The sequence below is a fragment of the Robiginitalea aurantiaca genome (assembly GCF_030380815.1).
GTDB classification, from domain to species: domain Bacteria; phylum Bacteroidota; class Bacteroidia; order Flavobacteriales; family Flavobacteriaceae; genus Robiginitalea; species Robiginitalea aurantiaca.
On sequence record NZ_JAUDUY010000003.1, the window covers coordinates 428,999 to 455,102 of the forward strand.

A 26,104-nucleotide genomic window follows, 5' to 3' on the forward strand; every position below is an offset into this window, starting at 1 on the left:
CTAATTCGTTTTTCGAGTTTTACTGGATAGGACTGATTCGGCTTTCATGAATGTAAAAGTCTTTAAATCCTCATTCCATACCCAGTATTTACGGGACTCTTCGGTTTCTCCAGTCGGGGATTGCGCAACAGCAACGGTTAAAAGAGTTTCACTTTCTTTTTTTGATTCAATATAGGTTCCGTTACCTCCCCATTCCTTGTCCTCAGGCATCGAATAAACCTTTCCATCTCGCGTATCAACCATGGCCCCGGTCACACAACCAGACCCACACCCCCAGGTTGTAATTACATAATAGGAAGCAAAATTCACCTCGAGTGCGTTATACTTTTCGGAGATGACATCCCTGTGGTCTTCGGCCATTGGGTTACTCATAAAATCGATATCCGCCTTACTTCTGATTTCTGAATTCGAAGGAATTTCGCTTGCTGATTTTGCATCCTTTTGCGCTACCCCTTTGCAGGAAATTAGCGCGATTGGCATTAGAAGTGATAGTATAAGTTTTCTCATAATTTTGGCTGCTATAATATATTCATAAGGTATTGATGGGGTGTAAACCCCCCGAAGCGATTTAGAAGAGCCAGTTGTATCCAGACTGATTTTAACCCGAAACCCCGGGAGATCAGGTCAGGCACTTGCTACATATCGTCAATACGTTCCTTTTTCTCCAAATTCGATTCCTGAGCTTCCCGGGAAAACCAGATTTCTCTCAATTGGTTTTTACTAAAAAGCTCCAATTGATCTCCGTAATGGGGATTATCAGGGTCAGAGGAATTCCCATAGGTCAAAAGACCTTTGGCCTTAATGGTTTCATCCATTTCCACGACCAGAACAAAAGAGTCCCCAAAATAACCGACGAACTCACCCTCCCCATCCGGACTGGCGATCATAATCCTGAAAACACCCAGATATTGAGGTCCTCCGGTACCGGCATATTCCAAATCCCCTAATTTTAGCTTGAAATAGTCTCCATAAAGAACCTCAAGTGACGGGTATTTGGACAAGTGATTCTCAGCAGCTGTCCTGATGATTCCAATTACCTCTTCCTGGTCCGGGAACCCGTCCGGGGTGTTTATCGGATCTTCGAAACTCCAGGGTTCTTTTAAAAAACTTCCAAGTTGATAGGCCCCGATTTGTTTTTCGGATCGGATAGTGTTGACGAATTCCATAAAAAAAATGGCACCAAGGCTCTGGGCGTCGTATGAGCCATCCCACGTTGTAATCACATCAATGGCAGCGAGGGCCAAGGAGTCGGTTGTGACATCCTTCAGGCCAATCAGATCGTCCCGTAGCCTCAGGGCAAGCTCTGCTTTGTTATCGTGTTTTAGTTCAACAAGTCTGTCAAAGGAAATAGCGTCCTCTTCATGAAGCAGTCTCGCTGCCCGCTGAGGTCTAAAGGCCATGTCGAGAGGTGCGATATGGGAGGCAAAATCATTTGGGTCCAGCACAGTAGGGACCGTATTTACGTAAGGCGGGTCATTGGCATTTTGCAACCACCCGGAAGTTGGATTGACAACCATTGGCAGCTGGTCGCTTTCGTAATACGTCGTCCAGATATTCGCGCTGGAATCTCCTGAAACAACCCCCTGCCATTTGTCCCAGTCCCCATTCTTTACAGGAACTAATCCGCCAAAATGATGCATGATATTTCCGTCCGTGTCTGCATAAACCGTATTTAAAAATGGCATTTGCCTTAAGGCGAGCGCATTGTTCATGTCGTCCAGGTTTTGGGCTTTGGCCATTCGGTCATACTGTTCAATTATAGGCTCGAAGTCTTCCATTTGTGCAAATCGGATGGCGATTACCTGCTCCTCTGACTCATTGACCACGATTCCGTGCCTGGTTTTTTTGCGGGTAAATTCATGGCTGGAAGTGGTTCCATCCTCGTTTAATGTTTTAACGGTATAGTTGCTTTCCTCGAAGGGCAGGTATTCTCCATCGAGAAAGTAGGTGTTGTCCTGTTTTTGAATTTCAAACAAATCTGTATTGTCCAGGGTGTTTACCGTATGTGTCCAGGAAACAAATTCATTAAAGCCAAGTACGAGAGAAGGGGTACCGATAAGGCTGGCGCCATACATATTGTACTGTTCTGTTATAAACTGCTGTTCATGCCAAAGAAACAGATCGGACCAGGGCAGATGCGGGTTTACTACAAGCATGGGGTTCCCGGTAGCGGTTTTGCTGCCTGAAAGTGCCCAGGAATTGGATCCTCCTTCAATTCTTTCTCCTGTCAGGAACTGTTGTCTAATCAGGAATTCATAATTGATCACACGGAACTGGTGCGCAATAATATCTTCTACGGTGACCGGGAGTACCTTTATGTATTTTTCATCGAGTTCAGGGGCGTGTTTTTCTGCATAACTGTTGATTCCTTCCGCAAAGGAGGTGAGCATTTGCTGGTATTTTTTGTCTAACTGATTGTAGGCAGGCTCCAATTGGTCATAGATTCCCAACTGATTAAGCGCTTTGTTGATTTCAAATCCCTCGCCCCATAGTTCCGCACTGACCCCTCTTGCTTCTCCATAAAGCTTCAAAACCAGATCTCCATGGTTTTTCATTTGGCCCCATCCAGCCATGTAGTAAAGACTGGAATCGGAGGTTGCATAGATGTGAGGAACACCGTAACTGTCCCAAAGAATTTCGTCTTGTTTAATTCCCGAATCTACAGGAGCGGCACAAGCGGTGAGGAGTATTAGTAGTGAGATTATAAATACTTTGTTCATAAGAGAATGATAAATGATTTACCGTGCAATAATGCCCGCTTTTATACCGGTTTCCAAATTAAAACTATCCCCCACAGACCCCACAACGGCATCACTGCGATTGAGTCCGAGCGTTTCTTTCAGGGCGTACAGTGAATTGATTCCCGTGCAATGGGATCCAATTATTTTCGAAACGCCAAAATCCTTTAATTTACCCGCCGTCCAGTTTAATTGTTCATCGGATGCTTGGATTAAATGAAAGCCGCCAATTATTGCAAAAACGGCTTCTTTATTAATGTTTGCATGAATATGCTCCAGGGTATTTACAAGGCCCGCATGCCCGCACCCCGAAACCAGGACATAGCCCTCTGGGGTATCAATCACCAAAGACTGATCTTCCGGTATCGTATCTTCAATGGTACCATTTTCAGTTTCTATCTTTCCATTTCCGGACCAGTTGCGCTCGTCATGTATTCTCTGAATCGGCCCTGTGATCCAGACTCCGGGGAATAATTCGCGTTGCCCGGAATAGACAATAAACGTGACATTGTCTTCTTCCAATGCCTCTTTTGTGACCAAAAGGGTGTTGTCGGAATTCACTCTTTTACTGAAGATGCCGTCCCCTACGTGAACTCGTTTAAGGGCATTGGGGTTGCTTTTTTTGAGCGCCTCCCTCAGGGTGAGCAGGCCACCGGTATGATCCCAGTGGTTGTGGCTTAAGAAGACGTCTTCGACATCCGATAAATCAATACCCAACTCCCGTGCATTATTTAAGACCGTCTCCGGCCTGGCGCCCGTATCGAATAGTATCTTCCTTCCGTCCACTTCAATTAAGGCCGAATATCCCCATTCGCCAATGCCTTTGCCGTTGGTCAGCATGGTGGAGAGGGTGGTGATTTTTAATTCGTAAACGGGTTTCCTGTCCTGCTGTCCTGTGAGGAAAGAGCTATTGAGGACAATTATGATCAGAAGGATTTGATGTCTGATGAAGGTCGTTTTAAAGGTCATTCAGTTCTGAGTTTAGTGCTTTAATGGCGCTATCAATTTCACCGTAATAATTCCTCTAAACATGTGCGTGCAATACTTTCCTGTTTTCTTTTGAAAGTAAAGATTACCTGTTGAGGTTTGAGAATTTGATCATTGGTGAATGGTCGGTAATGGTGAAACATAAGTTCACGAAAGCACATAAATATAGTACTTATCCTGCACTATAGAGGTGGATAAGCACCTTTGGAGCTGTCCTTACCTATTTGGTGACCCTCCTCCGATTTCATTTCAGGCTTTTTTCTTTCTAAAGGAAATCTCAATTCGCGTATCATTAGCTCCAAGAAGCGCTGGAGAGCTTACTTGTGCAGGGCTTTACTCTGATCATACTCTCTCATAGGTATATGGTTATTTCACTCTACTCATGATACAGATCATTGCTGACATTGTAGTCTAAAACTACTTTTAAAAGATTCTGATTCCACGGTTTGGTTACCTGTGTTTCAGACCTGACTGTAGAATCTCAGTACTGTTTGAATTTAACTAAAATCCAAAATGTGATGATGTTGAAAATTCAATTCAATGAAAGGTTCTGCAGGGTTTGGCTGGTATCCATATTCTTTTTAGTGGGCCTTATGGTTCATGGGCAGCAAACTAAGGAAGAATTATCCCAGCAGGCCGCAAATCCGTTGGCAGATCTGATGAGTTTCCCTTTTCAGAATAATCTCAATATGAACTATGGGGAATTCAACCGGAATCTGAATGTTCTGAACATCCAGCCCGTACTACCTTTTGCCGATGGCCGTATCATAACGCGAACCATCTTCCCAATTGTCAGCATCCCAGACTTTGGCAGTGAAAGCGGCAACTTGTCTTCTGGTCTTGGCGACATCGTTTTTACGGCCTTCTACTCCCCGGAAAGCAAGACGACCTGGGGAATAGGCCCTGTTGTTGAAATTCCTTCAGGCGGGGCGATTCGCGGGACCCAGAAATGGAGCATCGGCCCATCCTTTGTGGTCCTGATGCAACCCGGGGACTGGACTTTTGGCCTTCTGGCCAACAATACCTGGTCCATTGCAGGCAAGGACGAAAGGGAGGATGTAAATCACATGCTTCTTAACCTATTTATTGTGCGCCAGTTGGGGGATGGATGGTATGTGAATTCCGCCCCTATCATCACGGCAGACTGGCAGGCCGATTCTGGAGATCAATGGATTGTACCCCTGGGCGGTGGCGGCGGGAAGTTAGTCATGTTGGGAGGCAAACTACCGGTAAACCTCCAAACCCAGCTGTATTATAATATAGTCCGCCCGGACTTCGGTCCGGAATGGCAATGGAGGTTCCAGGTACAGTTTCTCATACCGAAATCAATTCTTTCCGGAAAGAAATAGTCCGGAATCTCTATAAGTGATATTGATTAACAACTGAAAATAAATTACAATGAGAAAATTAAGTATCACAGCTTCCTTACTCCTTGGGTTGCTTTTTTTGGTTGCATCCTGTAATGATGCCAGAAAGGACAAAACAGAAAGTTCCATTTCCGAACTATCCCATGAAGAGATAGTCGATATCACTGCAGAGGCCTATGTATATGGGTTTCCCATGGTGGTGAATTACAAGACCTTGTATAACTATACTTTAAATACGGAATCACCGGAGTACAAAGGCCCGATCAATCAAAAAAGTTGTGTCGCCCGCCTGTTTACCCCAGACGATAAAGCTGTTGTAACCCCGAATTCCGACACGCCTTATTGCATGTTTTGGATGGATCTTCGCGACGAGCCCCAGGTTATTTCCGTCCCTGAAATGGAACCGGAAAGGTTTTACCATTTTCAACTCGTCGATTTATACACGCATAACTTCGCCTACATAGGTACTTTAACCAATGATAATAAGGAAGGAAATTATCTGATTGCCAGACAAGGATGGGAAGGTGATAAACCCGAGGGCATCACGGACATCATCTATTGCGAGACAGACTTGTTCTTTGTGGTGGTTCGCACTCAGCTTATGGGTCCGGATGACCTTGAAAATGTGAAAGCCATCCAGGATGCCTATACCGTGCAAAGTATGAACGAATTTTTAGGCCGGGAACCTATGGTTACCGACAGAGATGAAGCGTTTTTGGTTTGGAAGGATGGCGATGAGTTTACAACCGCTTCATTTAACTACTTAAACTTCATGCTGAACCTGACCGCTCCGGTTGAAAGTGAAGTAGCATTGAGAAACGACATGGCCAAACTGGGTATTGGGACTCAGGAAGGTTTTGACCTCAATCGCTTTGATGAAGAAACGCAGAAAGCCATAGAAGAAGGCGTAGCTAAGGGTCTGCAGGAGATAAAAGATTTTACTGCCGCCATCACAACAGATCCTCTGGCAAGTGCCAAAATATTTGGCACCCGTGAGTTTTTAACCACAAGTGCAAAAGAAAATTTTAAGCTCGACAAGCTTTATTTACTTCGGGCTACGGCTGCTGAGAGGGGACTTTATGGCAACACAGGTTCAGAAGCCATTTATCCAACGTATTTGCTGGATGAATCCGCTGAACCGTTCAACGCGGCCAATAATAGATATACCCTGACTTTTGAAAAAGACGGGTTGCCCCCTGTGAATGCTTTTTGGTCGCTGAGTATGTATGACGGACAGACGCAGTTGTTTATTGATAATCCGTTGGAGAGGTACTTACTCAACTCCAGTTCCCTGGATGAATTTGTGTATGGAGAAGATGGTTCGTTAACCCTTTATGTTCAAAAAGATTCACCGGGCAAAGCGTTAGAAAGCAATTGGCTGCCCGCACCGGATGGACCTTTTTACTGTGTGATGCGCCTCTATGGTCCTAAAGAAGAAGCGCTCTCCGGGGAGTGGGTTAATCCACCGCTGGTTAAGACTAATGAATAATTGCTTGGGTAACGAAATCTCAATGGTTGTGTGAGAAAATTGTAAAAAGATCGTGCCACTGCGTGGCCGTGCAAAATGTCAATAATGAGTCAGCTCTCATGCAGGGAGGAGTACCTGACTTTTAATGAGGATGGCTCTTTAGGCCTTTGGGATTGGATCAGCAGATATTGTAATTAAAATATACTATATGCCTTTCGCACGCTTAAATATTCGGAGTTTGCAAAGAACACAATGGATTATTGGGTTAATCATAGGGTTTTTTGGCCAGCAGCTTTACCCACAGTATGTTTCCGGTAGTTTGCCCTATTTCTCCAATCAGCAGATTTCGGAATTAAGCATAGGTACTGTCGGAGTAGAGGCGCTGGTGGCACACGATTTATCCAATGTCATTCTGGATAATCATGGATTTCTGGACAGCGAAGACTCTAACCCGATGGCTATTACATCTTCCGTTTTGTACACTGGTAACAATCCACTGGGATACCAGACCGGAAACCTAAACACCGCAAATTTGAAATGGTACCAAACGGACACCGGAATCTCCCTGATCGTATCCGGTGGGTTCTTTACCATGGCGGCAATTACTTATAAGGATAACGGAACCTTTAGTCGCGTCAAGGTTAGGGATGAAATCAACAGGTATCTGCCCAATTATGAAAATACCATAGACGATTACACCCAGTATATTCCATATGCCGCAACCTATGCCCTGGATGCCTTTGGCGTGAAAAGCCGGCATAAACTGCTTCGCAAAACGACTACAATGGCTACCGCCCTGGCCCTCAACGGAATTGTGGTGCACACGATGAAAGGCCTCATCGATGAAGAGCGACCCGATGGAACAGCCAATAACTCCTTCCCGTCCGGGCATACTACGACCGCCTTTATGGGCGCGCATATTTTTCATAAAGAATACAGACATCTCAGCCCCTATTACAGCGTTGGTGCCTATTCCTTGGCCACTTTTACAGGTATGTTCCGTCAATTGAACAACCGACACTGGATATCAGATGTGATGATGGGTGCCGGCCTGGGTATTTCCCTGACAGAACTTGCCTATTTTATCAATGGTGAAATTTACAAGGAGAAAGGGATCAATCCTATTCCCGAACCCAGCGACAAGATAATCAATGAACGACGTCCTTCCTTTATAAGTTCGACCCTTGGCTTTGCCAGTCTTACGAAGGCTTTTGACAATCCGCAATCGGGTGTCCGTGCGGACCGCGGGTATGTACTGTCGGCAGAAGGGGCTTATTTCTTCAACCCTTATATTGGTCTGGGGGCGACAATCCAGGGACAGAGTTTTCCGATTCAGTTCAGTTCGGAAGCCCTGGATGCCATTCGGGATCAGGGCTATGAGCCAGTCTTCCAGGCGCTGGGCAGCACCAACCTCATGGTGGGACCGTATTTCCAGTATGGTTTCGGAAAACATATCATCGGCGGTAAGTGGGTGGCCGGAAGTTTGAGCGGATCCGACACCAAATTAAACCTGCGCGAAATTGACGTTGAGGTTGTCGACCCCGATTTTGAACTTCTTTATTCGGAGTATTTTCCGGAAACGACCTTTGCCTGGTCCACAGGATTCTACTACAAATACCGTATTGGGAAAATAACTGCCCTGGGGATTTATGGGCATTATACAGATTCAGATCTGAAATTCACCCAATTACTTCTGGCAGATCTTGAAAGTGTAGAACCCGTGTACGTGGAAGGGGAGCCAATCATAAAGAAATTCAACTCCTGGTCTGCAGGCCTAAGCCTGAGCGTCCTTCTGTGGTAGGACTTAACGGTTGTTTTGCTGCTATTTAGCTCAATTCGTGGGTACCGTGACTACCGGCATTTGGTTGGAGGGATTGCTCTCCGCAAGGTTCAATAGCAATTGCAAAAAGGAAAAGTTCCTTTTGCTGAGCCTGTCATCGGAATGGATGTAAAACCAATAGCCTTGCTGAAGAACTGAAATAAAAGCGTCTTCAGGCTCTTTATCTGAAAATTGGATATTGATGGCCGGAAATTCCACCCTTTTATCGGTATAGAAACCTTCGACCGTCCTGCCTTTAGCCACATGTTCCTGGGGAACGTCAAACTGCCAGGCCAGATTCAGCATGATTTCCCATATGGAGCCACTCAAAACAGTGAATTCTGAATCACTTCGCTGAACCTTACCGTAGGCGATCTTATATTCAGAAAGCCCGGGATCCAGCCCCAATAAATCTCTGAATGCGGCCACGTCCTTTTTATGCGCAATAGGATAATCCTCACGAATAAATACCAAATCAACTTCCCCCCGACGGACCCCAAGGACTCCGGCTCCGCTCAACTTTTCCCATAGATCGACCACATGGAGAAATTCAGCATCGGCTTCCCGGCGCGCGGAAGGTCTGGCCACATCGTCTTTCAGATCATTGATCGAAAAAATTGCCAGACTAAATACCAGGTCAATAGGCCAGCCTGCCTGAATCATATTGATCAGCGTGCCCGGGGGTATCGGCAGCAGAAGGTTTGTCGAAAATTCCTTTCCGCTTATAGGTACATAGGTAATGGTAGGGGTATTCGACCAGGCCAGATTTCCGCTTGCAATGGCGGAGTTCGCACCTGTTGGAATTGCATTGTTAAGACCGGCCTGGGCACCTACGCTTCCAGCGCGGGTATATTGGTTGATTACGGAGTTTACCTTTAAAAATACCGGCGGCTCATTATATCTGAGGCGGACCAGGTTCATCAGTAATTGTTCATTAGACGCCTGACTGATGGAGGTATTGAAGTTAAATTGGTCTGCCGGCAAGGTATTCGGACCTACCGAACGGCATGAAAGGGATAAAACCCCAATAAAAAGGATTAAGAATTTGCTCGAGGTGCGCATCATGGCCCGTTTTATCGTAGCTATAAGATACGAAATTCCGATCTCTCGTGTCGGGTTTTCCGAATGATTATTTGCAAGGTTTTTGTTCTGAAATATGGATAATTCGGTTCTGGCCGTAAATTCTTCTTAGAACTTCATACCTCGGCAGGAGTTGCCTTTCTCATACAATTCCGGAGTCCATACGGCAATGGCATACTGATCTGCCTGCATGGCTATGGTTCCCCTGCTGACTCCGCATTTCCTGGTGAGTCCGACTTTAAGAGCAAACGCTCCGGATTTATCGCAAAACCTACTGGCCTGCATGAGTGCGTTTATCCTTTTTGTCGGGATCTTTCTGCGATCCGAAGGGATTACATTACGTTCAGGACGGTCCCAGGCGAATTCCAGAGCCTCCGCCTTTGGACTAAATGCTGAAGGCGTCATGCAGTCTGAATATTGTGCATCATTAATCTGGCGATATTTTCTGCTCTTACCTTTGCTTCTGTCGCTTTTTCGCCCGTAAAAAGTTTGTCCACGGTCTCAGTAAATAGACGTAGCCACATTGAAAATTCAGTGTTGGTAATGGCCGTGAGTTTACTCAAGGCTATGTGCTTTTGCATGGGGTTACCCGAATAACTGTATTCTCCCAGTAGTATGCTTCCCCAAAAAGAATACATCCTTGGAAGGTGGGTTTCCCAGTTTATCTTGGCTACATCCTTAAAAATATAGCCCAGTTCGGGGTTGCTTCTTACTTTCTCGTAGAAAGTATCCACCAGTAATTCAATGTCCTTTCGGCTTGTGATGTCTGACTTCATTTGCGGGTTTCCATTTCCATCTTATGATGCCCTTTATAAGGGATCAGGGATGCAAGGACCTATTGCTTACACACCTTGTGGTACTATTGTCGTCTCTAATAGGTCATTGGATATTGGTCTCGATAAGCGCTAGGGTATCTTCTAAATAGTTTTGAAAGATGCGGTAAGAATTAATGACATACATATAATTAAGCGCATTATTATAAACCTGATTTTCAAATTCAACCGTTCTTATGGTTTGAGTATAGTCCAGGTTGAAACTGGATTTAGAAATCGCCTTTAGATCGAGATCTTTTTCAAAGAAGGAAGGAACAGACATATTCCTCAATCGAACCTTTTCCGTCAAGGAGGGAATGAAAACACCGAATAAATAGTCCCTGTAAATTACGATATCATCTTCCGTATCCGTGAAATAATAGGGCCAATTGGAAATCTGTTTTCTCAACGCCGGATCACTTATCATATGAAGAGAACCGGTGTTGAATATCTCATTGATGGATCCGGTAATAAAGTCGAAAGACTGGGTTTTGTTAATGACATTGTCGACCAGGCGCTCAACCTCTTCTGAATCCAATGCACTGCTGTCCTTAATAATCTCGAGTAAGCTGACAGAAGCCTCATACGCTTCTTTAAAACTATTATAGGCCTTATCGAGGTTTTCAATATTATTTTTAAAATCTATTCGGAGGTTTTTCAGAACGGCTTGTTCCTTCACCTTTTCAATTCTGTGATTGTTCCAGTTGTTCACCTGAAGGGCGAGCAATATCCCTATCATCACAAGTATGATTTCCCCGACTGCATATTTAAGATACCTTCCTGTATTCCCTCCTGAAAGTAATTTTTGTCGGATTTGTCTGAAGAATTTGATCATATGCTGTGTTTTATGAGCCGGCACTCAAAACAAACCTGAAGACAATTATTTCCGGAATTGATAACGCTTCAAGTTATGAATTTTCTACGGGTTAGGGGAGTGCAGCAAAAGGGCATACCGAAATAGCTCCTGATTCAATGCAATCGGTAAAAGGCATCATCAGATCTTATTTGGACCAGTAGGTGAACCACATAATCCAGAGCGCAAAAAAGAGTAAGGGACAGAAAATTGAATTCCCGAGAAATATGAGTCCAATTGGTTTTTTGAGGTAATAAAATAAGAGTCCCAGGAGCAAGTTAACTGCAAATAAAATTGGAACCACCCTGAAAATAGCTATGCCGGACGCTGTTCCGGGTTGAACCATGGAGAACCATAAGACCATGAGTGCAAACTCAATGATGAATAGAAAAATAATGACCAATGATAATCCCTTACGTCTGATGATGTCAAAAGTATGAACAACGGTTATACCCTGCTGGAACGGGCTTTATTTCTTTTTGGAATGAAAGTAACCTTTAAGAATTAATTCCATGCCCCATCGTAGTAATTTATGTGATTCTTCATTACTCAATCCGGAAACATCTTTTGTAACTATTAGGGGTTCTATGCCCATCAATATGGTTAGCAGATGCATTAAATCATTTTTTTCCCTGTCGGCAAAGCTTGTTTTATCAAATGCCAGTTGCAAGGTTTTTTTACGTCTTGCGCCTCTTTTTATTTCAGATGGGTTGGAAACGATCACAAAACTTAGATATTTACGAAAGGCATTCTCATTTTCCGTGGCGTGTGTATTAAAGTAGTCTTGAATTCCAAGAATCATCTCTTCGAGATTCTTGCCTTCAAGTTCTTTAATAATGCCTTCCGGACTTAGCGTTTTTATATCCAGGCTGGCTTCGGCAGCAAGTACTTCCACATTGGAATAATAGCGATAGATAGTAGCCCTTGAAAGCCCTGTTTTATTGGCTACATCCTGGAGGCCAAACGCCATTCCTTTATTTATAAAGTACTGTGCGCCTTTTAATATTTTATCTCTTGTTTCCTGCTTTTGGTTTGTCCTTCCTGTGTTGATATAATCATCGTTCATAAGACAAATATCTCATAAGTTTTTGATAATTCAAAAGAAGGATTTATGTTTGTGAGACAAAAGTCTTATAAAATGGAAAAAAATAATTCAAAATGGGTGCTGGGACATCAGGTTACGTCTTACGAAACTTCCGGAGATTATGATTTAATGTTGGCGGTCACCCCTCCCCATGTTCAGGGTCCGCCTCCACATTTACACAATTCATTCAAAGAGTCCTTTCTGATTATAGAAGGAGAGATGGAATTTTTTGTCGATGGAGAAATCATGAAGATCGGGGCAGGGGAGTCGGTTGACATTCCTCCGAAGACGTTACATACTTTTGGGAACAAAAGTGATTCGCCCTGTAAATGGGTCAATATCCATAGCCCGAAGGGATTTAGCGCGTTTTTTGAGCAAATGGGTATTCCGGCGGAACTTGAAGACGCACAAGAGAAGTCTATCGCTCCTGAAATTATTCAAAAAGTAATGGAAACTGCGGAGGCGTTTGATATGATTATCAAAGTTTAGGAGTACATCACTTTTTATAGCCAGGGTTCAAAGGGTGCTAAAAAGTGCTGGCAACCTGAAATTATCAGGATAAAATTAGGGCAGCTACCTTGTTCATAGTATTATTTAGAAACACTAGGGTTTCATTATTGGTTGGCGTTTGGCGTTAATGGAGCGTTGTTGTCCTTTTGTTATTTGTTGATTTCGACATCTATCAATTGTATCAATTCATGAATAAATGCTACTTGATCCATATGTTTACGACCTAATCCGGTATTGTTCATCATTGCTAACTTTAATCCATTGGTGAATGTTTGATTATTGTGTTGCCACGCTGCATCGGAAATAACTTTATCACGCCGGGACTCAGGGATATCCTGGGCTTTTAGCCTGATTAGTAATCCGTCTGTGGGAGTAGTTGTATCAAAGAACTCTATAGCAGAAATATTTTTAACATGTGGATCGTAAAGGTATTCCTCAAATTCTCTCCGCATATGATACTCATTACCGGCAATTGAAGCGTAATTATTTTCTAATTCTAGCAAGCCATTTTTAATAGAATCATTTTTTATTAAACTAAGATTGCCTGAGCTCAATAGCTCTTTAAACGTATTGTTGTTCGGAACAAAATCTTTCCAACGAAAAACCACTTCATATGTGTCTGTATAGACTTGAGCATCTTTAATGTTTTTTGGGGCATCTCCGTTTATGAGTTTAGCGCATGCCTGTACCTTTTTGAAATGGTATTCAGCATATTGTTCACTATTTAATATTTCATGCTGTAAATCAATCTTAAGATTTTCGAGGTAGTTAATTTCTTTTTTTCTTTCCTTCCTTTCTTCATTCCAATTATTAATGGATAAGGCAATCAGGATGCCTATAACCACAAGTACTATTTCCCCAATAGCATACTTAAAGTACTTCCCGGTTTTATTTTCCATAAGTAAGTTTTGACGAATTCGCCTGAAGAATTTGATCATATCTTTCATTTTTAGGCCATAGCACCGCTTTTTTCTCACTGGCAAAGGTCCGTCAGGTCTTTGTTTCCCGTTCTAACCTCCAAAGAATTTTATCAGTGGCTAAAGGTTTCTGATAACAAAGGAAAACGTTACTTCCTATGATCTTGAACTTGAAAGCACCTGTCAAAGCAGGGTAATTTGAGCGACCGCAAATTGGGAAAACCGCCCTGGCCGGCAATGCTGTTTGAAACAGTCTTGGTTTAACTGTATTCAAATTCTAAAAAGTCAAAACATTGGCCCATTTTAAAAGGAACATTAATAGAGTTGTCAATCCGATACTGTATAAAATGGCAGCTTGCCAATAGGCTAGCCTAGTAGGCCAATGTTTCCACATCTTTGGACCATATCCCTTTTTGGCATAACCACTGGTCAGCTTCCAAAAGAGAAAAACGGATATTAAGAAAATCAATAGCGCTATTAGTAATACCCAGATTTTTTCCATTTGATTGACTTTGATTTTTTCAAAAGTGTTGAAACAGTACGAATATGTAAAACCGTCGATTTCCGGCTTCAGACTTGCACAACGTTATGATTATGATCCGGATGTACGTCCCGAATTTACTCCTATTTCGCCGATTTTATCCAAAGATTGTAAGCTGTTTTTATTCTGTTATTTCAATTAGATTTCCTTCAGGGTCAGAAATTACACTTTCATAATATCCGTCACCTGTTGTCCTGTGTTCTCCAATTATTTTAAATCCATTTTTACGTACTTGTTCCGTATGGGCCTCAACCTTTTTCTTTGACCCGACCGATATCGCAAAATGTGCTAACCCCAATTTTGAATTTGAGTCATCAATACATTCTAAAAACCTTTGATGTTATATGCTTTTATTCATTTATTCTCTCATAATCTACACGGGCTTTCGCAATACCTTCTGGATTTGGATCCAAGTATAATTCATAACCCTTCAGAAGTTTCACTTTTATTAATTCCCCCTTCAGGATTGGAATTTCTTCAATGATTTTTCCTTCTTGTTGAACTCTGATGGAAAATTCTCTTTCGCCAATATTGTTTACTATGGCATAGCAATCTTGCCCAAAATACGGGTTAATTGTTCCGTCCTGACCCGGACCCTTACCGGTCATTATCATGCTTTGAGAGGGTTCAAGTATAAATTCTGTTTGAGCTTTGCCTTTAAAGTGTATTAAGAATAGTAAGGATATTACAGGGAATAAGATTTTCATGGTTTAATGATTTCTTTTGATGTATTGACTTAATGAAAGCCAACGGCCTCGGCTACAAGTAAATGTAAAATGAATCCCACGCATAAATCGAGAACAGGGTAGGTGCCCAAACCTTGCAGGGAATTATAGATGGTTTCTAAGTTAGGAAAATGTTCTAAGCCTGGCGGAGAGCTAACACATGGTATTATTAGCAAAGGCCATTCTGATTGTGTTCCTTCAAGGATGCCATACCAGGTATCCTGTAGTCCACCTTATTCCTTTTTACATAACTCAGAAAGTTTTAAAACGGTTCTCCAATTTCGTGTTGTGGCTCCAACTTTCAGTTGTTTTTCAAAAAAGTTGTTGGTCAATTTTGATTCGTGATACTTTCCTTCACAATAAATAAATACTTCTTTGTCTTCAATTTTGAATTGATCCGGTTCGTAATTGTAGGTTCGTGTTTTCTCAAGGTTTTCTAGAATCGGTTCTTCCTTGAGAAAGGTCAGGTGAAGTCGCTTTAATTCGGCAGTCTTCTCAATGAAGGGATTGTTGCTAATTGAATTTTCAAGCTCATTTTCCCTCCTTACAATAACTGGAACATCATACCCAAACTTTTCCGCAATTGCCTTTTCAAGTGCATTTTCCAATTCAGCGTTTTTTCTGTCTGAATTGAAAATCAGGTTTCCACTTTGAATGTATGTTTGAACATTTTTAAGTCCTATTTTTTCACACATTGCCTTTAGGTCAGCCATGCGGATTTTTCGTTTTCCTCCTACATTTATTCCTCTTAATAATCCGACTTTTCTCTGCATTGTCTAATTAATCGTATTCTGTGATGGGGTTTAAAAAAGGGTTGAATTCCAATTTATGTATTTGATAAAGGCGGGTAAACGTTTTGTTTTCCCTCGTTCATTCAGGAGATCAATTAGCCATTCATACCATTCCATGAATGTTGGATGCGCTCTGTCGATCCTTGTTTCATCTACCCAGGTTTTAAGGATTTTCCAAAGTGTTAAGCCTGCCCCTCCTACAAGATCCTCCATGGCATCTAATGGCATCACCCACTTTAAAAACAAGTAATCCAACTGTTTCAAACTTCACACCTACTCTTAATGCTGCAGGTTACGCATTTTTTGCCCCGGCTTTATTTCGCTTCTTTCCTAAGAATTTTCTCCATTTTACGACCTTTTGCCAATTCATCAATCAGCTTTTCCATACGTCTGCATTGTTTGTACACTTTAAACTCATCCTCTATTTCTTCAATTCGATAGCCACAAACGACACCTTTAATTAAGTGTGCGTTTGGATTTATTTTCGCTTTTTGAAAAAAGGTTCTAAAAGTTGCTTTTTCTTCAATTAGTGCTTGTAAAGCATCCGGTTCAATACCCGTGAACCATTCAATTACCTGGTTGAGTTCTTCCTTTGTCCGTCCATTTTTCTCCAGTCTATTCAGGTAAAGCGGATATATGGATGCGAATATCATATTGGCAACTTTTTCATTTTTTTCGACTGTGACTTTCATGATAATTGATTTTAAAAGGTCAGGTTGTATCGGCTTTGCGCCATTTCTTATAGCATTTATTGCCCTTTCCTTAATCTACAATCTCAGATTCTAAAACCTGGAGGATATAATCAATCCTATTCATCAAAGTTTGACCCTCTTGGTTATTAAAGGTATTTAAATTCATAGTCCATACAATCATGCCTTCCAGTTTTGGGTCGGAAAGCAATATAACTTTATTATACATACTGATTTTCGATTTTCCAGGGATGGGATTGCTCACTTTTCTGGCTTCCAGTAAGGCTGAACTTGCTTTTTGCCAGAAAGAAAAACCCAAATCACGCTGGATGCCTATTTCGTTCATGTATGGCATATAGATTGTTTCGTAATACCTTAAAAACATTTGCTCTACTTCTTGAAGCTGAATAACATCTGTGCTCCAATTTATAAGCAATTGCTTTAACTCTTCGTTCGTTATAATTTCGATACTACCAGAGCTGACTAAGTCATTTTGAATAGGGTCAAATGTGGTTGGAACAATGCTTCCTAAATATGTGAGAATGCTGTCAATATCGGCCTTTTCAGGTTCGTTGTAATAGGATAACAGTCGACTACATTTTTTAATAATATCATTTCTGCTTTCAATTTTATTTAAAAGTTGTTCCCGATTTGATCTAAATTCATTGGTCAACCTTTTTAAAATCGCTTGTTCTTTCTTTCTCTCTATTCTTTGTTCATTCCAATTATTAATCTGTAATGCAATTAGTATCCCAATAACAACCAGTATGATCTCTCCAATTGCATATTTGAAATACTTACCAGTATTGCCTTCTGAAAGCATGTTTTGTCTAATTTTTCGAAAGAATTTTATCATTGATTAGCGGTTGGTTGTAATGAAGCAAACCGGTTTGGTATATGAAAAGTAGTGGTTTTAATTCTCTGACTTTTCGGATAAATACGGAACTTAAACTTTTGGCATTCATTTTTGATAAAGCACCAAAACTGCAATTTTTTAGATACACTTTTTGCAGCGGTTACTCCTTTAACCCTTCGAAACTATTTCCATCATTATTCGTCCAAACCATTTTAACTATATTTCCTTGATCATCTTCTTTAAACTCAATGTACGAGTACAGGGTTCTACTGAAAAATCGACTATCTTCAAGTAGGATCAATTCCGAATATCCTCCTTCGTTTGCTCTGGCTTGAATTTTGCCCTCAATTCCTTCAACATATACTTTAAAATTTGGTCCAAATGCGTAGGTGCCAATTATTTCTTCTTTGTCAATTTTGGTATCCTTTTCGGGCGGGATGCTCTTGGCTCTACTTTCATATTCTTTGTTGAAAACTATTGCGGCAATGTCTCTCCTAAAAAAATCTGCGACACCTGTTTGTATATTGCCCAGAATAATTACAGAAATGTCTGACTCTTCATAGTGCAGGTAATCTGCAATATATCCATTGACCCTTCCGTCATGACCAAATACAGGTTCTTCCAAAGATTCATACACAGAAATTCCATAACCATAATTGTGGCCATAATTCTCTAGAAATTTCTCGTAAGATTCTTCACTCATCAGAGATCTATTTTTAATTGACCCAATCCATAATTGTAGATCTTGCACCGTACTATACAGAGATCCTGAACCTTTCAGCAATTCAGGGTCAAGGAAGTCGGTTATCTTGACATTACTGTATCCTGAAGGGTCATAACCAACAGCGAGATCTGGAACCACCTCATTATATCTATTGTGACCGGTCGCCGTCATTTTCAAAGGTTGGAATATATTTTCCTTCAGGTAATCCTGATAGGTGCTACCACTTAATTTTTCAATGATTTGGGCTAAAATGGCATATCCGCCATTTGAATATTCATATTGAGTTCCCGATTCAAATTGAAGTTCGGAATCCAGAACTAATTTTGTTAAATCAGATATAGTTTTCTTTTCACCGGACAGTTTATTGAAATTAGGCACAGTGTATATATCAGCAATTCCTGCAGTATGGGTCAAAAGTTGCTGTATAGTCATCCGTTCGGCATTCGAGTGATCCGGAAAAAATTTGGACAAAGTGTCTGTAGTATGTAACAATCCTTCTTGTTCCAAGATTAGAATGGCTGCTGCCGTAAACTGCTTTGAAACAGATCCGATTTTGAATCTGGTGTTTATCTCATTCGGAACTTTGAAGGATTGGGTAGCAAAACCATAACAGTTTTCAAATATGGTTTCGTCATTTTTTGTAATGAGAATACAACCGCTGAAATCACCAGTTTTGACGTATGAATTAGTATAGTCATTCACAAGTTTAGAAATATCCTGTGCTTGTGCCTGAAGATTAACGGAAAGGAATAATAAAACTAATATGTATCTCATCTCTTAAATTCTAATTGCTGCAAACGGTCTAGTGTAACCCTCAGCTGGGAGTAACATGTGCTAATTTTTAGTTAGGCCCAGATATTAGCAATCCCCAGTAGATTCGGACGTAGTCGAATCCGCCATTCCAAGCGAATCGAGCAGTCAAACAAACTGCGATTATACATTCAATGTAAAACGTTTTTTGTATTCAGTATGCTATTCCCGCTTTCGTGAATAATTCACGGGCTTGTGCCAATTCAAATTGGTCTTTAAAATTTCCCAGGTTCCTCTTCTTTCCGTTTTTCAATACCAGGGCAAATCTTTTCTTTCCGAAGATTGTTTTTTCTTCAAGTCGACTTATTTCTCCAATTGAAATTTTCTCCGCTGTCGATACTTTGAATAGGAACATAACGAGTACTGCCAATGAAATGACTCCTAATCCGATCCATATATATTCAATAAACCCATATTCATCTGTTTCTTTTCCAAATATTCGGATCGTTGCATTTGCCAAATTCAACAGCATTAAAATTTTTAAAATAAGATATTGGTTTTTTAGGCCATCTTTAATTTCGATTGAGTTTTCCAATTCATCAAATATTATTTTCATCCTATTTCGTTTATTCTTTTTTTTGGTGAAAGTTGTAAACGGTTCCGACTATGGCGTGGCGCCATTTATGCTCAAGCCATTCCATGAATTATTAATAAAGCCTAAGATAGTACATTAGCCTATGCCGTAACCCGTGCGCAACTTTTGCGAATAGCCTCAAAATTTTACACTAAAAGGAAAGTAGGTGATAACGGCACCATTACTTACTGCCAGTGTGGATATTCGTTTTCATGAAATAAATTTCATCAATATTCACTAATCTTATCAATTACAAATCGTCTGGAGGCTTCACCATCTTTTAGTTTATATTCAATCTGTCGAGTGCCTCCTGTAGGATTGCTATTTGTATCACCGTCCTTATAAACTGGAAATCTTCGCGCTAAAGTGGTCTCTATAATAGCAAATTCATCGTGTCCCATATAGCCACTACTTGCTTCTTTATTTTCAGAAATCTCCGGGAAGTAAATTTGACTTATAGACTTTCCATTATTTACTGAATAGCCAATTACATTGCCATAGCTGCCACTTCCTGCTGAAGTTGTATAAACTAAGATTTCAGGAAACCCATCTGAGTTCAAATCTTCAATTTCTGCATTAACAACTTGTCCGTCTATTTCAACTTCTATTTTTTGATTATCTATTTCCAATCCGCTAGGTTGAATGGTCAGCTCACTAATAGACCCTTCTCCAGTAGTTCTAATATCAAAGGTTATATTTTGTAATGTCAAAGTTTTTTGGAATACAATTTTTTGTTCTTCCTCATTAGCCTCCTTAGTACTTGAGACCTCAGTGTTTTCAATTTGTTCCGGATTGATTTTTTTCTTTTCGTTCTTACATGCTATGGTTGTTAAGACACCAAGTAGAATAATGAACATTTTTTTTAATTGATTCATAGTTTTGTTATTTAAGTATTTCCAAGGGTTCCGGCTGCGGTCCGGCGCCTCAAGGCGCAGGCCAATCCAGTTTTATTTAATGAACTTTAAAATAGGAAAAATTCCTGTGCCCTGCCAGCCTATTTTCCAGACGTTTTGATTTTCCGGGTGTTTGTCGGTTAGGGTTGATAAAGGACCATAGCGGATTAAACATATCTGCTTTGCTTGGAGAAAAATACTTTAATATACAAGTAGCGGTTTGAGTACATTCTCAAACCGCAATTACTTATACACTATGTTATAGGGAGTTCTTTATCCTTTTGGCTCGGTTTTATTAAACATGTAACGTGCAATTTTCCATTCTCCATTTGCTTTTTCGAACACAAAAAGCTCTCTGTTTGCTTCGGGCACTTCAACGCCATTTGCATGAACCTTAACTGTCCCCTTTGAACTTGTTACTGCAAAGGCCATATTTCCTTCAACTACTATTTCCTCAATAAAGAATTCAATATTCAAGTGAATTTGAGAGAATACAAATTCATATGATTTTAATATACCTTCAGAACCTATTCCAGAAGGTGCCTCTGTTGGCATGAATACTCCATCCTTTGTGTAAAGGCTTTGGGCGAGTTTTGCATTGGATGTATTCAATGACTTCTTATACACACTTAGTAACTCTTCTATTTTTTGTTTAAACAAAAGTCAAGAAATAGAATCATGCGTACCTATAAGGTATATTAAGAAAGAAGCTTAAGGAAGATTAAGGTTTTGCCCATTTCGATTTATTCTGGCTTTGAATATTCAATTAACTCCTCTTCGTAGAAAAAATCACCTTGAGCCTGAGTCAGTTTGATAAAATTTTTCACTTCCGGGGAATACAACCAGACCTCCTCTTCATCTGCGTTATAACCTCTGGAATTTGTGGTTTTACCCGTGTATTTGATGGTGTAGGCCATGAATGTGCCAGCTTCTACTGTTTCTTCTTTGTATGATAATATCTCAGCCTCCTGACTTTGGTTTCCTGTTGTTCCATCCTGACTTGTCCAATTGTTCTCATATTTCCACTTTTTACCCACTTCCAGAGGCCATTTATATTTAGGTGTCTCACTTTCATCTTGCTTCACAATTTCAGTAACAGGAATGGTGTCATTTCCGATTGTCATACTTAAAACTCCATTAGCATTGACTATTTCTCTGGTGTCCTTTCCATCCGATCGCACCTCTCCTTCCGTTGTTACGCCTTTATATTTCCAAACCCATTTCTCGCCAACTTGATAATCAGCTAAAGTTGGTTGTTGGGTGATGCCAGATTTCTTTGGACTGTTACAGGCACCAAGGATCACCAACGCAAATAATATTACAATTTGACTTTTCATATTAAAAGATATTTTCAATGTGCTTTAATTGTTATTCAATTATTTGTGGTTTATAAACATCACGAAAAATTCGCCACTTATCACTCTCTTTTTTCCATACGAAAAGAGAATTTCCTTTACTCACAAGTGTTCCATTCAAATGATAAAATTCAACATAAGCATCTTCAACAATAATATTTTCGTTGCCCCAAATGTTGATTATTTTGAATTTTATGTCTGTGATGCTATCTCGAACCAACTCGTGCACCTCTTTAATGAGATTGTCTCTACCCGCATACGCACCAATTATTTTTGAATCGATTGTGTAAATATCTCCTACTGCAATGGAATCTCCAGCTTTTAAAGCTTCTTCAAAATCCTTATTTCGTTTCTCGACAATTGCTGTGGCTTTAGCTACATCAAATTGAACTTCATTATCACTTGTAATAGATATGTCTGAACTTTTTTTACACGATAAGGAAAGGACCATTAAAACTGCAAAAATTATTTTTAAAGGTTTCAATAGATGTGTTGGTTTAGGTTAGTGTAAATTGCATATGGCCATTGTTGTGCGTCCGTTTTCATTTTTTTGAACCAGTCCATGGGGCAGTAAATTTTCTATCCGGACAATAGGTAATTCCAAATAATTTACCATCTAGCAAATAACCAGAATGATAATATTCGTTAGTCCCGTCATTCGTTGTAAATGCAAAATAAAGCTTCTCCCAATTATCATTTAAAAGAGCGTTCTCCAGGTTGCTCCCATAAAAAGTTCCATTAATCGTATTTCCTTCTATTGATTCAACTATAAAGGGTTGAAAATATCCTTCAGCATGTGGAGTTGGGCGTAAGTCAATAACCCATTCACCAATTAGGGAAGCGTTATAGCTCGTAACAGATTGTTCTTCCTCTTGGGCAGTTATAATGGAAGAGAGTGATAGAAATAAAAAAGTGAAGCAGAAAAGATGTTTCATGGGTTTTAGCTTTTATTAAATGACGCACAAAGGTCTTGGATATTATTTGTTGTGAAATCATCTTCAGGATTCTTCCATCCAAATCCAGCCGTCTGATTTATACCATTATTTAGGTGTGGTATAAACCACAATGTGGCATAACCATTGTTGTTCTTTCGTTATTTTGAGTTTAATTCAAGATCGATTTTATCAATTAGTTCAATAGTGCTTTTTTCAACTCTTTGCCCACGTGATTGAGTAGCGCTGTTCTCAAAAGCAATAGCTTTTAGCAGTTTCAAAAATTTTGAATCATTTCTCAATCTTTGATAGTCTTCTTTGCTTATCTCAAAAAACAACCCTTCGAAACTTAAAGGTTGATCTGAATCATAATTCATTGAAAAGTATTCTAAGAGTTGTGGTTCGCTATGTAAGGCATGAAATCGTCCACGCTCATCCTCATAAGTTTTATAATAAGGATATAGCATGTCATATTGATATAAGATGGCGTCTCTTAAACTATCATTTTTAATGATTCCAACACTTCTATTTTGAAGCAAATTATAACCGCTGGTTATGGGGCTAAAATGTGGTGTAACTCTTAATATAGCTGCGCTTATTGATAAAGAATCGGTGGGTTGTTCGAGATTGAGTAAATGGTCCTTAACATCTAAACAGGCTTTATTAATGAAATCCATTAACTCTAAATCCTCTCTGATCTCTACCAGGTCTGTTTGCAGATTGGATCGAATTTCCTTTAATATGTCAACTTCAAAATTATTTTCTTTTCGTTGTTCGTTAAGATCATTTACCTGGAGTGCGATTAAAATACCAATAACTACAAGTACAATTTCTCCAATTGCATATTTAAAATACTTTCCAGTTTTTCCTTCTGAAAGTAAATTTTGTCTGATTCTTCTAAAGAATTTTATCATTGGTTATGGGTTGGTCATTATGGAGCGCAACGATAATGCTAAGACGGGTTTAATGCAGTTTAGCTTTGATTAGGCATAGTATTTATATAGTCCTCTAAATATTGGTGTAATCCTTTTATTGGATTATTGAGAAGATCTTCTTTATACTCAATTTTTAGTTCATCCAAAAGGCGCATAAGATTAAAGCCAAGTGTATAGTGATAGTCAGTCGGACCAGCGTAGACCAGGTAATTAAACGCATCATTTTCGAGATCAATTTCTTCAAATTCTGAATAAGAAATAAACTTTGGATCTTTAAGGATCGCTGGAGCTTCAGAATTATTGAAGTAGCTTTTAAGGATAAACATGCTCTGATACTCAATGTACCTAGCCGATCCTTCCTGGATGATATAATAGTTTTCTACCGGTTCAAGATGGGGATATTCCGACCCGTATTTGGTGATCCGCTTTTCCCTTCGGTTCAAGTAGGATGAAATTAAAGAGTCGCGATTATCCTTATTTTCCTCTGAAATGGCTTTCATAAGAATTTTATTTTCAAACTGAATCATCGTTAGAAATTGCTCGTCTTCCTGACACAGGGCCACCAGGTTTCTAACGTCAAAAGGCAATTTTCCAATTACAGATTCAGCATAGTCTCCGAAATTCTCATTGTTGTATTGAAAGTGATGAAACATTTCATGAACAACCATAGTTGCCCACATTTCAGTGCTTTCTACGGAAGGGATGTATTTCCCGATTTCTTCAACAGAAGAATATTGTTCTACAGGATTCTTAAAGAAGAACTCTGAAGAATCTGCTTCGTTGAAACTGATCATTACCTCCATGTGATAAGGAACGCTGTCCGTCCTTCCTGTTAGCCAATAATTATCACTGTGTTTTTCGAAGTTGTGCAATTTTTTATTCATATGTGAATCTGGAAAGAACACTTCAGACCAATCTGAATCGAAGTAAATTAAAGTTCCTTCATTATTTTTTGTCCCAAAGTCAGACCAACTGCTTTCAGCAACAGCTTTTTTCAGGTTAAGAACGAAAGAAATTCTTCTTGTTGACAGACTATCAGGCAAATCAAATTGATTCTCTGATTTCTTGCTTTCAAAACTTGCCTGAGAATCATTCTTCTGATTCCGACATGCTGATGTGAGGATACAAATTCCAGCTATGAGTAAAAGATTTATTCTCATTATTGTCTATTTTGTTGAACAGTTTTGCTTAAAAAGGGCAGAATCGGTCTGGTAGATTAGGTCTATGATATTTGGACATTGTTGGCACTGGTCTTTATTCATCTATATTCTGTAAGTCCAGACGTAGTCTATCTGTGCCCAAAGATGATTTCGTTTTTTGATACATAAAAGACTCATTGCTCTTACCTAGTAAAAGGTCAGCGGCTATAAGCCCATAAGCCAGTGAACCTTTGGCTCCGATGCCAGACATTCCTCCGACGAGCACAAAACTGGTGTCAATTTCTTCATCAGTTTTTATTACATGACTTACATAAGGTACTTCAGATTCTGTTAGGGAATAAACACAGGAATAACCCTTAACAAACTCCAAATCTGATGCTGTTAGAGGTAAATTTAGCTTTACCATATAGTCCGCGGTGTTTTCTTTGCTCCACAGGATTTCTTGTTCCGTTAGCTCCATTTCCCAAACGGCATTTAAGTCCGTTATATCTGTCCGTAAAAAATGTCCTCCTATCTTTAATAAAGGTCTATCCTCTTCATCAAATTTTTCAATCATCGAGTAGAATATTTCAGAATTCAGATATGCAACCGGATAGGATGCCGTAAGCTTATTTTTGTCTTGGGGCGTTAATTCATCGTACTTAATTGGATCAATTTTCAGGAATGAAAGAAATAGTCGTTCAGGATTTATTAAGCGCCTAATATAGGGCGCTATATCTTTTACCAATGTGCCATTATATGGTCCAGCAGCTGCAACGACTTTTTTGCTCAAAACAGTCTTACTTAGTCCAGTTTTTGTATCGCTAATTGTTATCTTATATATTCCATTCTCTTTTTTTAAGTCGGTTACTTTTTGCCTGTATTGAACTCGATTTCCTGACTTTTTGATCCCCTGATGCAGTTTCTTAATTAATATTTTTGGATTGAGTGTGCCAGAATATTGTTTGTATTCACGAATAACCATTGTTGTATCCGAGACTTTCATCCCAAATTTTTCTAAAGCTTCTCCTGAGTTTGTGGCATATTCATATTTATCAGTCTGCCCATCTAACAGTTCTTCAACTTCATTTGATTGAGATTGAGAGTAAATATAAGTTACAGGTGAAGTTTTGTAGATGTCTTCCATAGAATGAAGTTTTTTTGATTCTCCTTCATTTAAGTATTTAATCAAATCCTTTGTTTCTTTCACAGAGGTTTGTTGCAGGTATGAAAAGATATCTTCATTCGGCCCAAGGCTTCTCGAAATTCGCGCTTCTCCAAAGCTTGAGCCAAAAGTGTAAATTGAATCTTGTTGCTCAATCAATAAAACGTTTTGTCCATACTTTGATAACTCCCATGCTGTTGAACTTCCCATCAATCCGCCTCCAATAACTACTACTTCCTCTATCTTATCAGAAGTTTGACATGATATTAATGCGAGTGAGTAGAATAGAAATAATATTGAGTTTTTCATTTTTAGGGTATTAATGCGAACGGTCTCGGCG

General features: G+C 40.0%; 28 protein-coding genes. 4 read left to right on the plus strand and 24 right to left on the minus strand.

The features are described 5' to 3' along the window. The 3 genes from QU605_RS08330 to QU605_RS08340 all read right to left on the minus strand — a co-directional run bounded on the left by QU605_RS08330 (position 1) and on the right by QU605_RS08340 (position 3,707). On the minus strand, positions 1 to 507 hold the full coding sequence (locus QU605_RS08330) for a hypothetical protein (RefSeq protein ID WP_289724828.1): 507 nt from the start codon (positions 505 to 507) through the stop codon (positions 1 to 3). A 128-nt stretch (positions 508 to 635) separates the two neighbouring features. Beyond that, positions 636 to 2,720: a penicillin acylase family protein gene (locus QU605_RS08335; protein WP_289724829.1), complete on the minus strand. Its 2,085-nt coding sequence runs from the start codon at positions 2,718 to 2,720 to the stop codon at positions 636 to 638. Between the two features lie 18 nt (positions 2,721 to 2,738). Beyond that, on the minus strand, positions 2,739 to 3,707 hold the full coding sequence (locus tag QU605_RS08340; RefSeq protein ID WP_289724830.1) for an MBL fold metallo-hydrolase: 969 nt from the start codon (positions 3,705 to 3,707) through the stop codon (positions 2,739 to 2,741). 536 nt (positions 3,708 to 4,243) lie between these two features. On the opposite strand from QU605_RS08340, the gene QU605_RS08345 reads away from it, so the two are divergent. The 3 genes from QU605_RS08345 to QU605_RS08355 all read left to right on the plus strand — a co-directional run bounded on the left by QU605_RS08345 (position 4,244) and on the right by QU605_RS08355 (position 8,361). After that, on the plus strand, positions 4,244 to 5,074 hold the full coding sequence (locus tag QU605_RS08345; RefSeq protein ID WP_289724831.1) for a hypothetical protein: 831 nt from the start codon (positions 4,244 to 4,246) through the stop codon (positions 5,072 to 5,074). A gap of 49 nt (positions 5,075 to 5,123) precedes the next feature. Next, positions 5,124 to 6,581, plus strand: coding sequence for a DUF1254 domain-containing protein (locus tag QU605_RS08350; protein ID WP_289724832.1), 1,458 nt, complete (start codon positions 5,124 to 5,126; stop codon positions 6,579 to 6,581). A 217-nt stretch (positions 6,582 to 6,798) separates the two neighbouring features. Next, positions 6,799 to 8,361: a phosphatase PAP2 family protein gene (locus tag QU605_RS08355; RefSeq protein WP_289724833.1), complete on the plus strand. Its 1,563-nt coding sequence runs from the start codon at positions 6,799 to 6,801 to the stop codon at positions 8,359 to 8,361. 30 nt (positions 8,362 to 8,391) lie between these two features. Here the strand turns inward: QU605_RS08355 and QU605_RS08360 are convergent, their stop codons facing one another. From QU605_RS08360 to QU605_RS08380, 5 genes are all read right to left on the minus strand, one after another. Further along, positions 8,392 to 9,444, minus strand: coding sequence for a hypothetical protein (locus QU605_RS08360; protein ID WP_289724834.1), 1,053 nt, complete (start codon positions 9,442 to 9,444; stop codon positions 8,392 to 8,394). Between the two features lie 123 nt (positions 9,445 to 9,567). Next, positions 9,568 to 9,864: a glutaminase gene (locus tag QU605_RS08365; RefSeq protein ID WP_289724835.1), complete on the minus strand. Its 297-nt coding sequence runs from the start codon at positions 9,862 to 9,864 to the stop codon at positions 9,568 to 9,570. Further along, positions 9,861 to 10,235 carry a group III truncated hemoglobin gene (locus QU605_RS08370; protein ID WP_289724836.1) on the minus strand — a complete coding sequence of 125 codons (375 nt, stop codon included), beginning with the start codon at positions 10,233 to 10,235 and terminating at the stop codon, positions 9,861 to 9,863. Before QU605_RS08370 ends, QU605_RS08365 begins: the two co-directional genes overlap by 4 nt. Before the next feature lie 103 nt (positions 10,236 to 10,338). Beyond that, positions 10,339 to 11,106, minus strand: coding sequence for a DUF6090 family protein (locus QU605_RS08375; RefSeq protein WP_289724837.1), 768 nt, complete (start codon positions 11,104 to 11,106; stop codon positions 10,339 to 10,341). A gap of 487 nt (positions 11,107 to 11,593) precedes the next feature. Further along, positions 11,594 to 12,190, minus strand: coding sequence for a TetR/AcrR family transcriptional regulator (locus tag QU605_RS08380; protein ID WP_289724838.1), 597 nt, complete (start codon positions 12,188 to 12,190; stop codon positions 11,594 to 11,596). 72 nt (positions 12,191 to 12,262) lie between these two features. Between QU605_RS08380 and QU605_RS08385 the strand changes: the two genes are divergently transcribed. After that, positions 12,263 to 12,697, plus strand: coding sequence for a cupin domain-containing protein (locus QU605_RS08385; RefSeq protein WP_289724839.1), 435 nt, complete (start codon positions 12,263 to 12,265; stop codon positions 12,695 to 12,697). A 170-nt stretch (positions 12,698 to 12,867) separates the two neighbouring features. On the opposite strand, the gene QU605_RS08390 is transcribed toward QU605_RS08385, so the two are convergent. From QU605_RS08390 to QU605_RS08465, 16 genes are all read right to left on the minus strand, one after another. Beyond that, entirely contained in the window at positions 12,868 to 13,656 is a 789-nt protein-coding gene (locus tag QU605_RS08390; RefSeq protein ID WP_289724840.1) for a DUF6090 family protein, read from the minus strand. Positions 13,657 to 14,297: 641 nt separating this feature from the next. After that, positions 14,298 to 14,474 (minus strand): VOC family protein, encoded by a 177-nt coding sequence (locus QU605_RS08395; protein ID WP_289724841.1) that lies wholly within the window; start codon positions 14,472 to 14,474, stop codon positions 14,298 to 14,300. Between the two features lie 52 nt (positions 14,475 to 14,526). Continuing rightward, complete coding sequence (locus tag QU605_RS08400; RefSeq protein WP_289724842.1) at positions 14,527 to 14,883, minus strand: hypothetical protein; 357 nt, start codon at positions 14,881 to 14,883, stop codon at positions 14,527 to 14,529. 251 nt (positions 14,884 to 15,134) lie between these two features. Further along, a complete protein-coding gene (locus tag QU605_RS08405; RefSeq protein ID WP_289724843.1) occupies positions 15,135 to 15,674 on the minus strand; it encodes a DUF1697 domain-containing protein in 540 nt (179 codons plus the stop codon). A gap of 332 nt (positions 15,675 to 16,006) precedes the next feature. After that, positions 16,007 to 16,384: a DUF2200 domain-containing protein gene (locus QU605_RS08410; RefSeq protein WP_289724844.1), complete on the minus strand. Its 378-nt coding sequence runs from the start codon at positions 16,382 to 16,384 to the stop codon at positions 16,007 to 16,009. A gap of 70 nt (positions 16,385 to 16,454) precedes the next feature. Continuing rightward, positions 16,455 to 17,237 (minus strand): DUF6090 family protein, encoded by a 783-nt coding sequence (locus tag QU605_RS08415; RefSeq protein WP_289724845.1) that lies wholly within the window; start codon positions 17,235 to 17,237, stop codon positions 16,455 to 16,457. Between the two features lie 160 nt (positions 17,238 to 17,397). Then, entirely contained in the window at positions 17,398 to 18,735 is a 1,338-nt protein-coding gene (locus tag QU605_RS08420) for a serine hydrolase domain-containing protein (protein WP_289724846.1), read from the minus strand. Positions 18,736 to 18,925: 190 nt separating this feature from the next. Continuing rightward, positions 18,926 to 19,327, minus strand: a complete 402-nt coding sequence (locus QU605_RS08425) for a hypothetical protein (RefSeq protein WP_289724847.1) — start codon at positions 19,325 to 19,327, stop codon at positions 18,926 to 18,928. A gap of 245 nt (positions 19,328 to 19,572) precedes the next feature. Further along, the gene (locus QU605_RS08430; protein WP_289724848.1) at positions 19,573 to 20,220 is read right to left on the minus strand and encodes a PliI family lysozyme inhibitor of I-type lysozyme; all 648 of its coding nucleotides are present in this window, start codon (positions 20,218 to 20,220) and stop codon (positions 19,573 to 19,575) included. A gap of 291 nt (positions 20,221 to 20,511) precedes the next feature. Continuing rightward, positions 20,512 to 20,898 (minus strand): YybH family protein, encoded by a 387-nt coding sequence (locus QU605_RS08435; RefSeq protein WP_289724849.1) that lies wholly within the window; start codon positions 20,896 to 20,898, stop codon positions 20,512 to 20,514. A gap of 83 nt (positions 20,899 to 20,981) precedes the next feature. Beyond that, the gene (locus QU605_RS08440) at positions 20,982 to 21,575 is read right to left on the minus strand and encodes a hypothetical protein (protein ID WP_289724850.1); all 594 of its coding nucleotides are present in this window, start codon (positions 21,573 to 21,575) and stop codon (positions 20,982 to 20,984) included. 31 nt (positions 21,576 to 21,606) lie between these two features. Continuing rightward, positions 21,607 to 22,077 carry a nuclear transport factor 2 family protein gene (locus QU605_RS08445; RefSeq protein ID WP_289724851.1) on the minus strand — a complete coding sequence of 157 codons (471 nt, stop codon included), beginning with the start codon at positions 22,075 to 22,077 and terminating at the stop codon, positions 21,607 to 21,609. 58 nt (positions 22,078 to 22,135) lie between these two features. Continuing rightward, complete coding sequence (locus QU605_RS08450) at positions 22,136 to 22,528, minus strand: hypothetical protein (RefSeq protein ID WP_289724852.1); 393 nt, start codon at positions 22,526 to 22,528, stop codon at positions 22,136 to 22,138. A gap of 158 nt (positions 22,529 to 22,686) precedes the next feature. Beyond that, positions 22,687 to 23,439, minus strand: coding sequence for a DUF6090 family protein (locus QU605_RS08455; RefSeq protein ID WP_289724853.1), 753 nt, complete (start codon positions 23,437 to 23,439; stop codon positions 22,687 to 22,689). 59 nt (positions 23,440 to 23,498) lie between these two features. Next, positions 23,499 to 24,620 carry a hypothetical protein gene (locus QU605_RS08460; protein ID WP_289724854.1) on the minus strand — a complete coding sequence of 374 codons (1,122 nt, stop codon included), beginning with the start codon at positions 24,618 to 24,620 and terminating at the stop codon, positions 23,499 to 23,501. 94 nt (positions 24,621 to 24,714) lie between these two features. Further along, positions 24,715 to 26,073 (minus strand): FAD-dependent oxidoreductase, encoded by a 1,359-nt coding sequence (locus QU605_RS08465; RefSeq protein WP_289724855.1) that lies wholly within the window; start codon positions 26,071 to 26,073, stop codon positions 24,715 to 24,717. Positions 26,074 to 26,104 lie beyond the last annotated feature (31 nt).

Excerpts from the sequence above, each read along its gene's own strand:
- QU605_RS08330 (WP_289724828.1), bottom strand. The coding sequence starts at position 507 with ATGAGAAAACTTATACTATCACTTCTAATGCCAATCGCGCTAATTTCC.
- QU605_RS08335 (WP_289724829.1), bottom strand. The coding sequence starts at position 2,720 with ATGAACAAAGTATTTATAATCTCACTACTAATACTCCTCACCGCTTGT.
- QU605_RS08340 (WP_289724830.1), bottom strand. The coding sequence starts at position 3,707 with ATGACCTTTAAAACGACCTTCATCAGACATCAAATCCTTCTGATCATA.
- QU605_RS08345 (WP_289724831.1), top strand. The coding sequence starts at position 4,244 with ATGATGTTGAAAATTCAATTCAATGAAAGGTTCTGCAGGGTTTGGCTG.
- QU605_RS08350 (WP_289724832.1), top strand. The coding sequence starts at position 5,124 with ATGAGAAAATTAAGTATCACAGCTTCCTTACTCCTTGGGTTGCTTTTT.
- QU605_RS08360 (WP_289724834.1), bottom strand. The coding sequence starts at position 9,444 with ATGATGCGCACCTCGAGCAAATTCTTAATCCTTTTTATTGGGGTTTTA.
- QU605_RS08365 (WP_289724835.1), bottom strand. The coding sequence starts at position 9,864 with ATGACGCCTTCAGCATTTAGTCCAAAGGCGGAGGCTCTGGAATTCGCC.
- QU605_RS08370 (WP_289724836.1), bottom strand. The coding sequence starts at position 10,235 with ATGAAGTCAGACATCACAAGCCGAAAGGACATTGAATTACTGGTGGAT.
- QU605_RS08375 (WP_289724837.1), bottom strand. The coding sequence starts at position 11,106 with ATGATCAAATTCTTCAGACAAATCCGACAAAAATTACTTTCAGGAGGG.
- QU605_RS08380 (WP_289724838.1), bottom strand. The coding sequence starts at position 12,190 with ATGAACGATGATTATATCAACACAGGAAGGACAAACCAAAAGCAGGAA.
- QU605_RS08385 (WP_289724839.1), top strand. The coding sequence starts at position 12,263 with ATGGAAAAAAATAATTCAAAATGGGTGCTGGGACATCAGGTTACGTCT.
- QU605_RS08390 (WP_289724840.1), bottom strand. The coding sequence starts at position 13,656 with ATGATCAAATTCTTCAGGCGAATTCGTCAAAACTTACTTATGGAAAAT.
- QU605_RS08400 (WP_289724842.1), bottom strand. The coding sequence starts at position 14,883 with ATGAAAATCTTATTCCCTGTAATATCCTTACTATTCTTAATACACTTT.
- QU605_RS08405 (WP_289724843.1), bottom strand. The coding sequence starts at position 15,674 with ATGCAGAGAAAAGTCGGATTATTAAGAGGAATAAATGTAGGAGGAAAA.
- QU605_RS08410 (WP_289724844.1), bottom strand. The coding sequence starts at position 16,384 with ATGAAAGTCACAGTCGAAAAAAATGAAAAAGTTGCCAATATGATATTC.
- QU605_RS08415 (WP_289724845.1), bottom strand. The coding sequence starts at position 17,237 with ATGATAAAATTCTTTCGAAAAATTAGACAAAACATGCTTTCAGAAGGC.
- QU605_RS08420 (WP_289724846.1), bottom strand. The coding sequence starts at position 18,735 with ATGAGATACATATTAGTTTTATTATTCCTTTCCGTTAATCTTCAGGCA.
- QU605_RS08425 (WP_289724847.1), bottom strand. The coding sequence starts at position 19,327 with ATGAAAATAATATTTGATGAATTGGAAAACTCAATCGAAATTAAAGAT.
- QU605_RS08430 (WP_289724848.1), bottom strand. The coding sequence starts at position 20,220 with ATGAATCAATTAAAAAAAATGTTCATTATTCTACTTGGTGTCTTAACA.
- QU605_RS08440 (WP_289724850.1), bottom strand. The coding sequence starts at position 21,575 with ATGAAAAGTCAAATTGTAATATTATTTGCGTTGGTGATCCTTGGTGCC.
- QU605_RS08450 (WP_289724852.1), bottom strand. The coding sequence starts at position 22,528 with ATGAAACATCTTTTCTGCTTCACTTTTTTATTTCTATCACTCTCTTCC.
- QU605_RS08455 (WP_289724853.1), bottom strand. The coding sequence starts at position 23,439 with ATGATAAAATTCTTTAGAAGAATCAGACAAAATTTACTTTCAGAAGGA.
- QU605_RS08460 (WP_289724854.1), bottom strand. The coding sequence starts at position 24,620 with ATGAGAATAAATCTTTTACTCATAGCTGGAATTTGTATCCTCACATCA.
- QU605_RS08465 (WP_289724855.1), bottom strand. The coding sequence starts at position 26,073 with ATGAAAAACTCAATATTATTTCTATTCTACTCACTCGCATTAATATCA.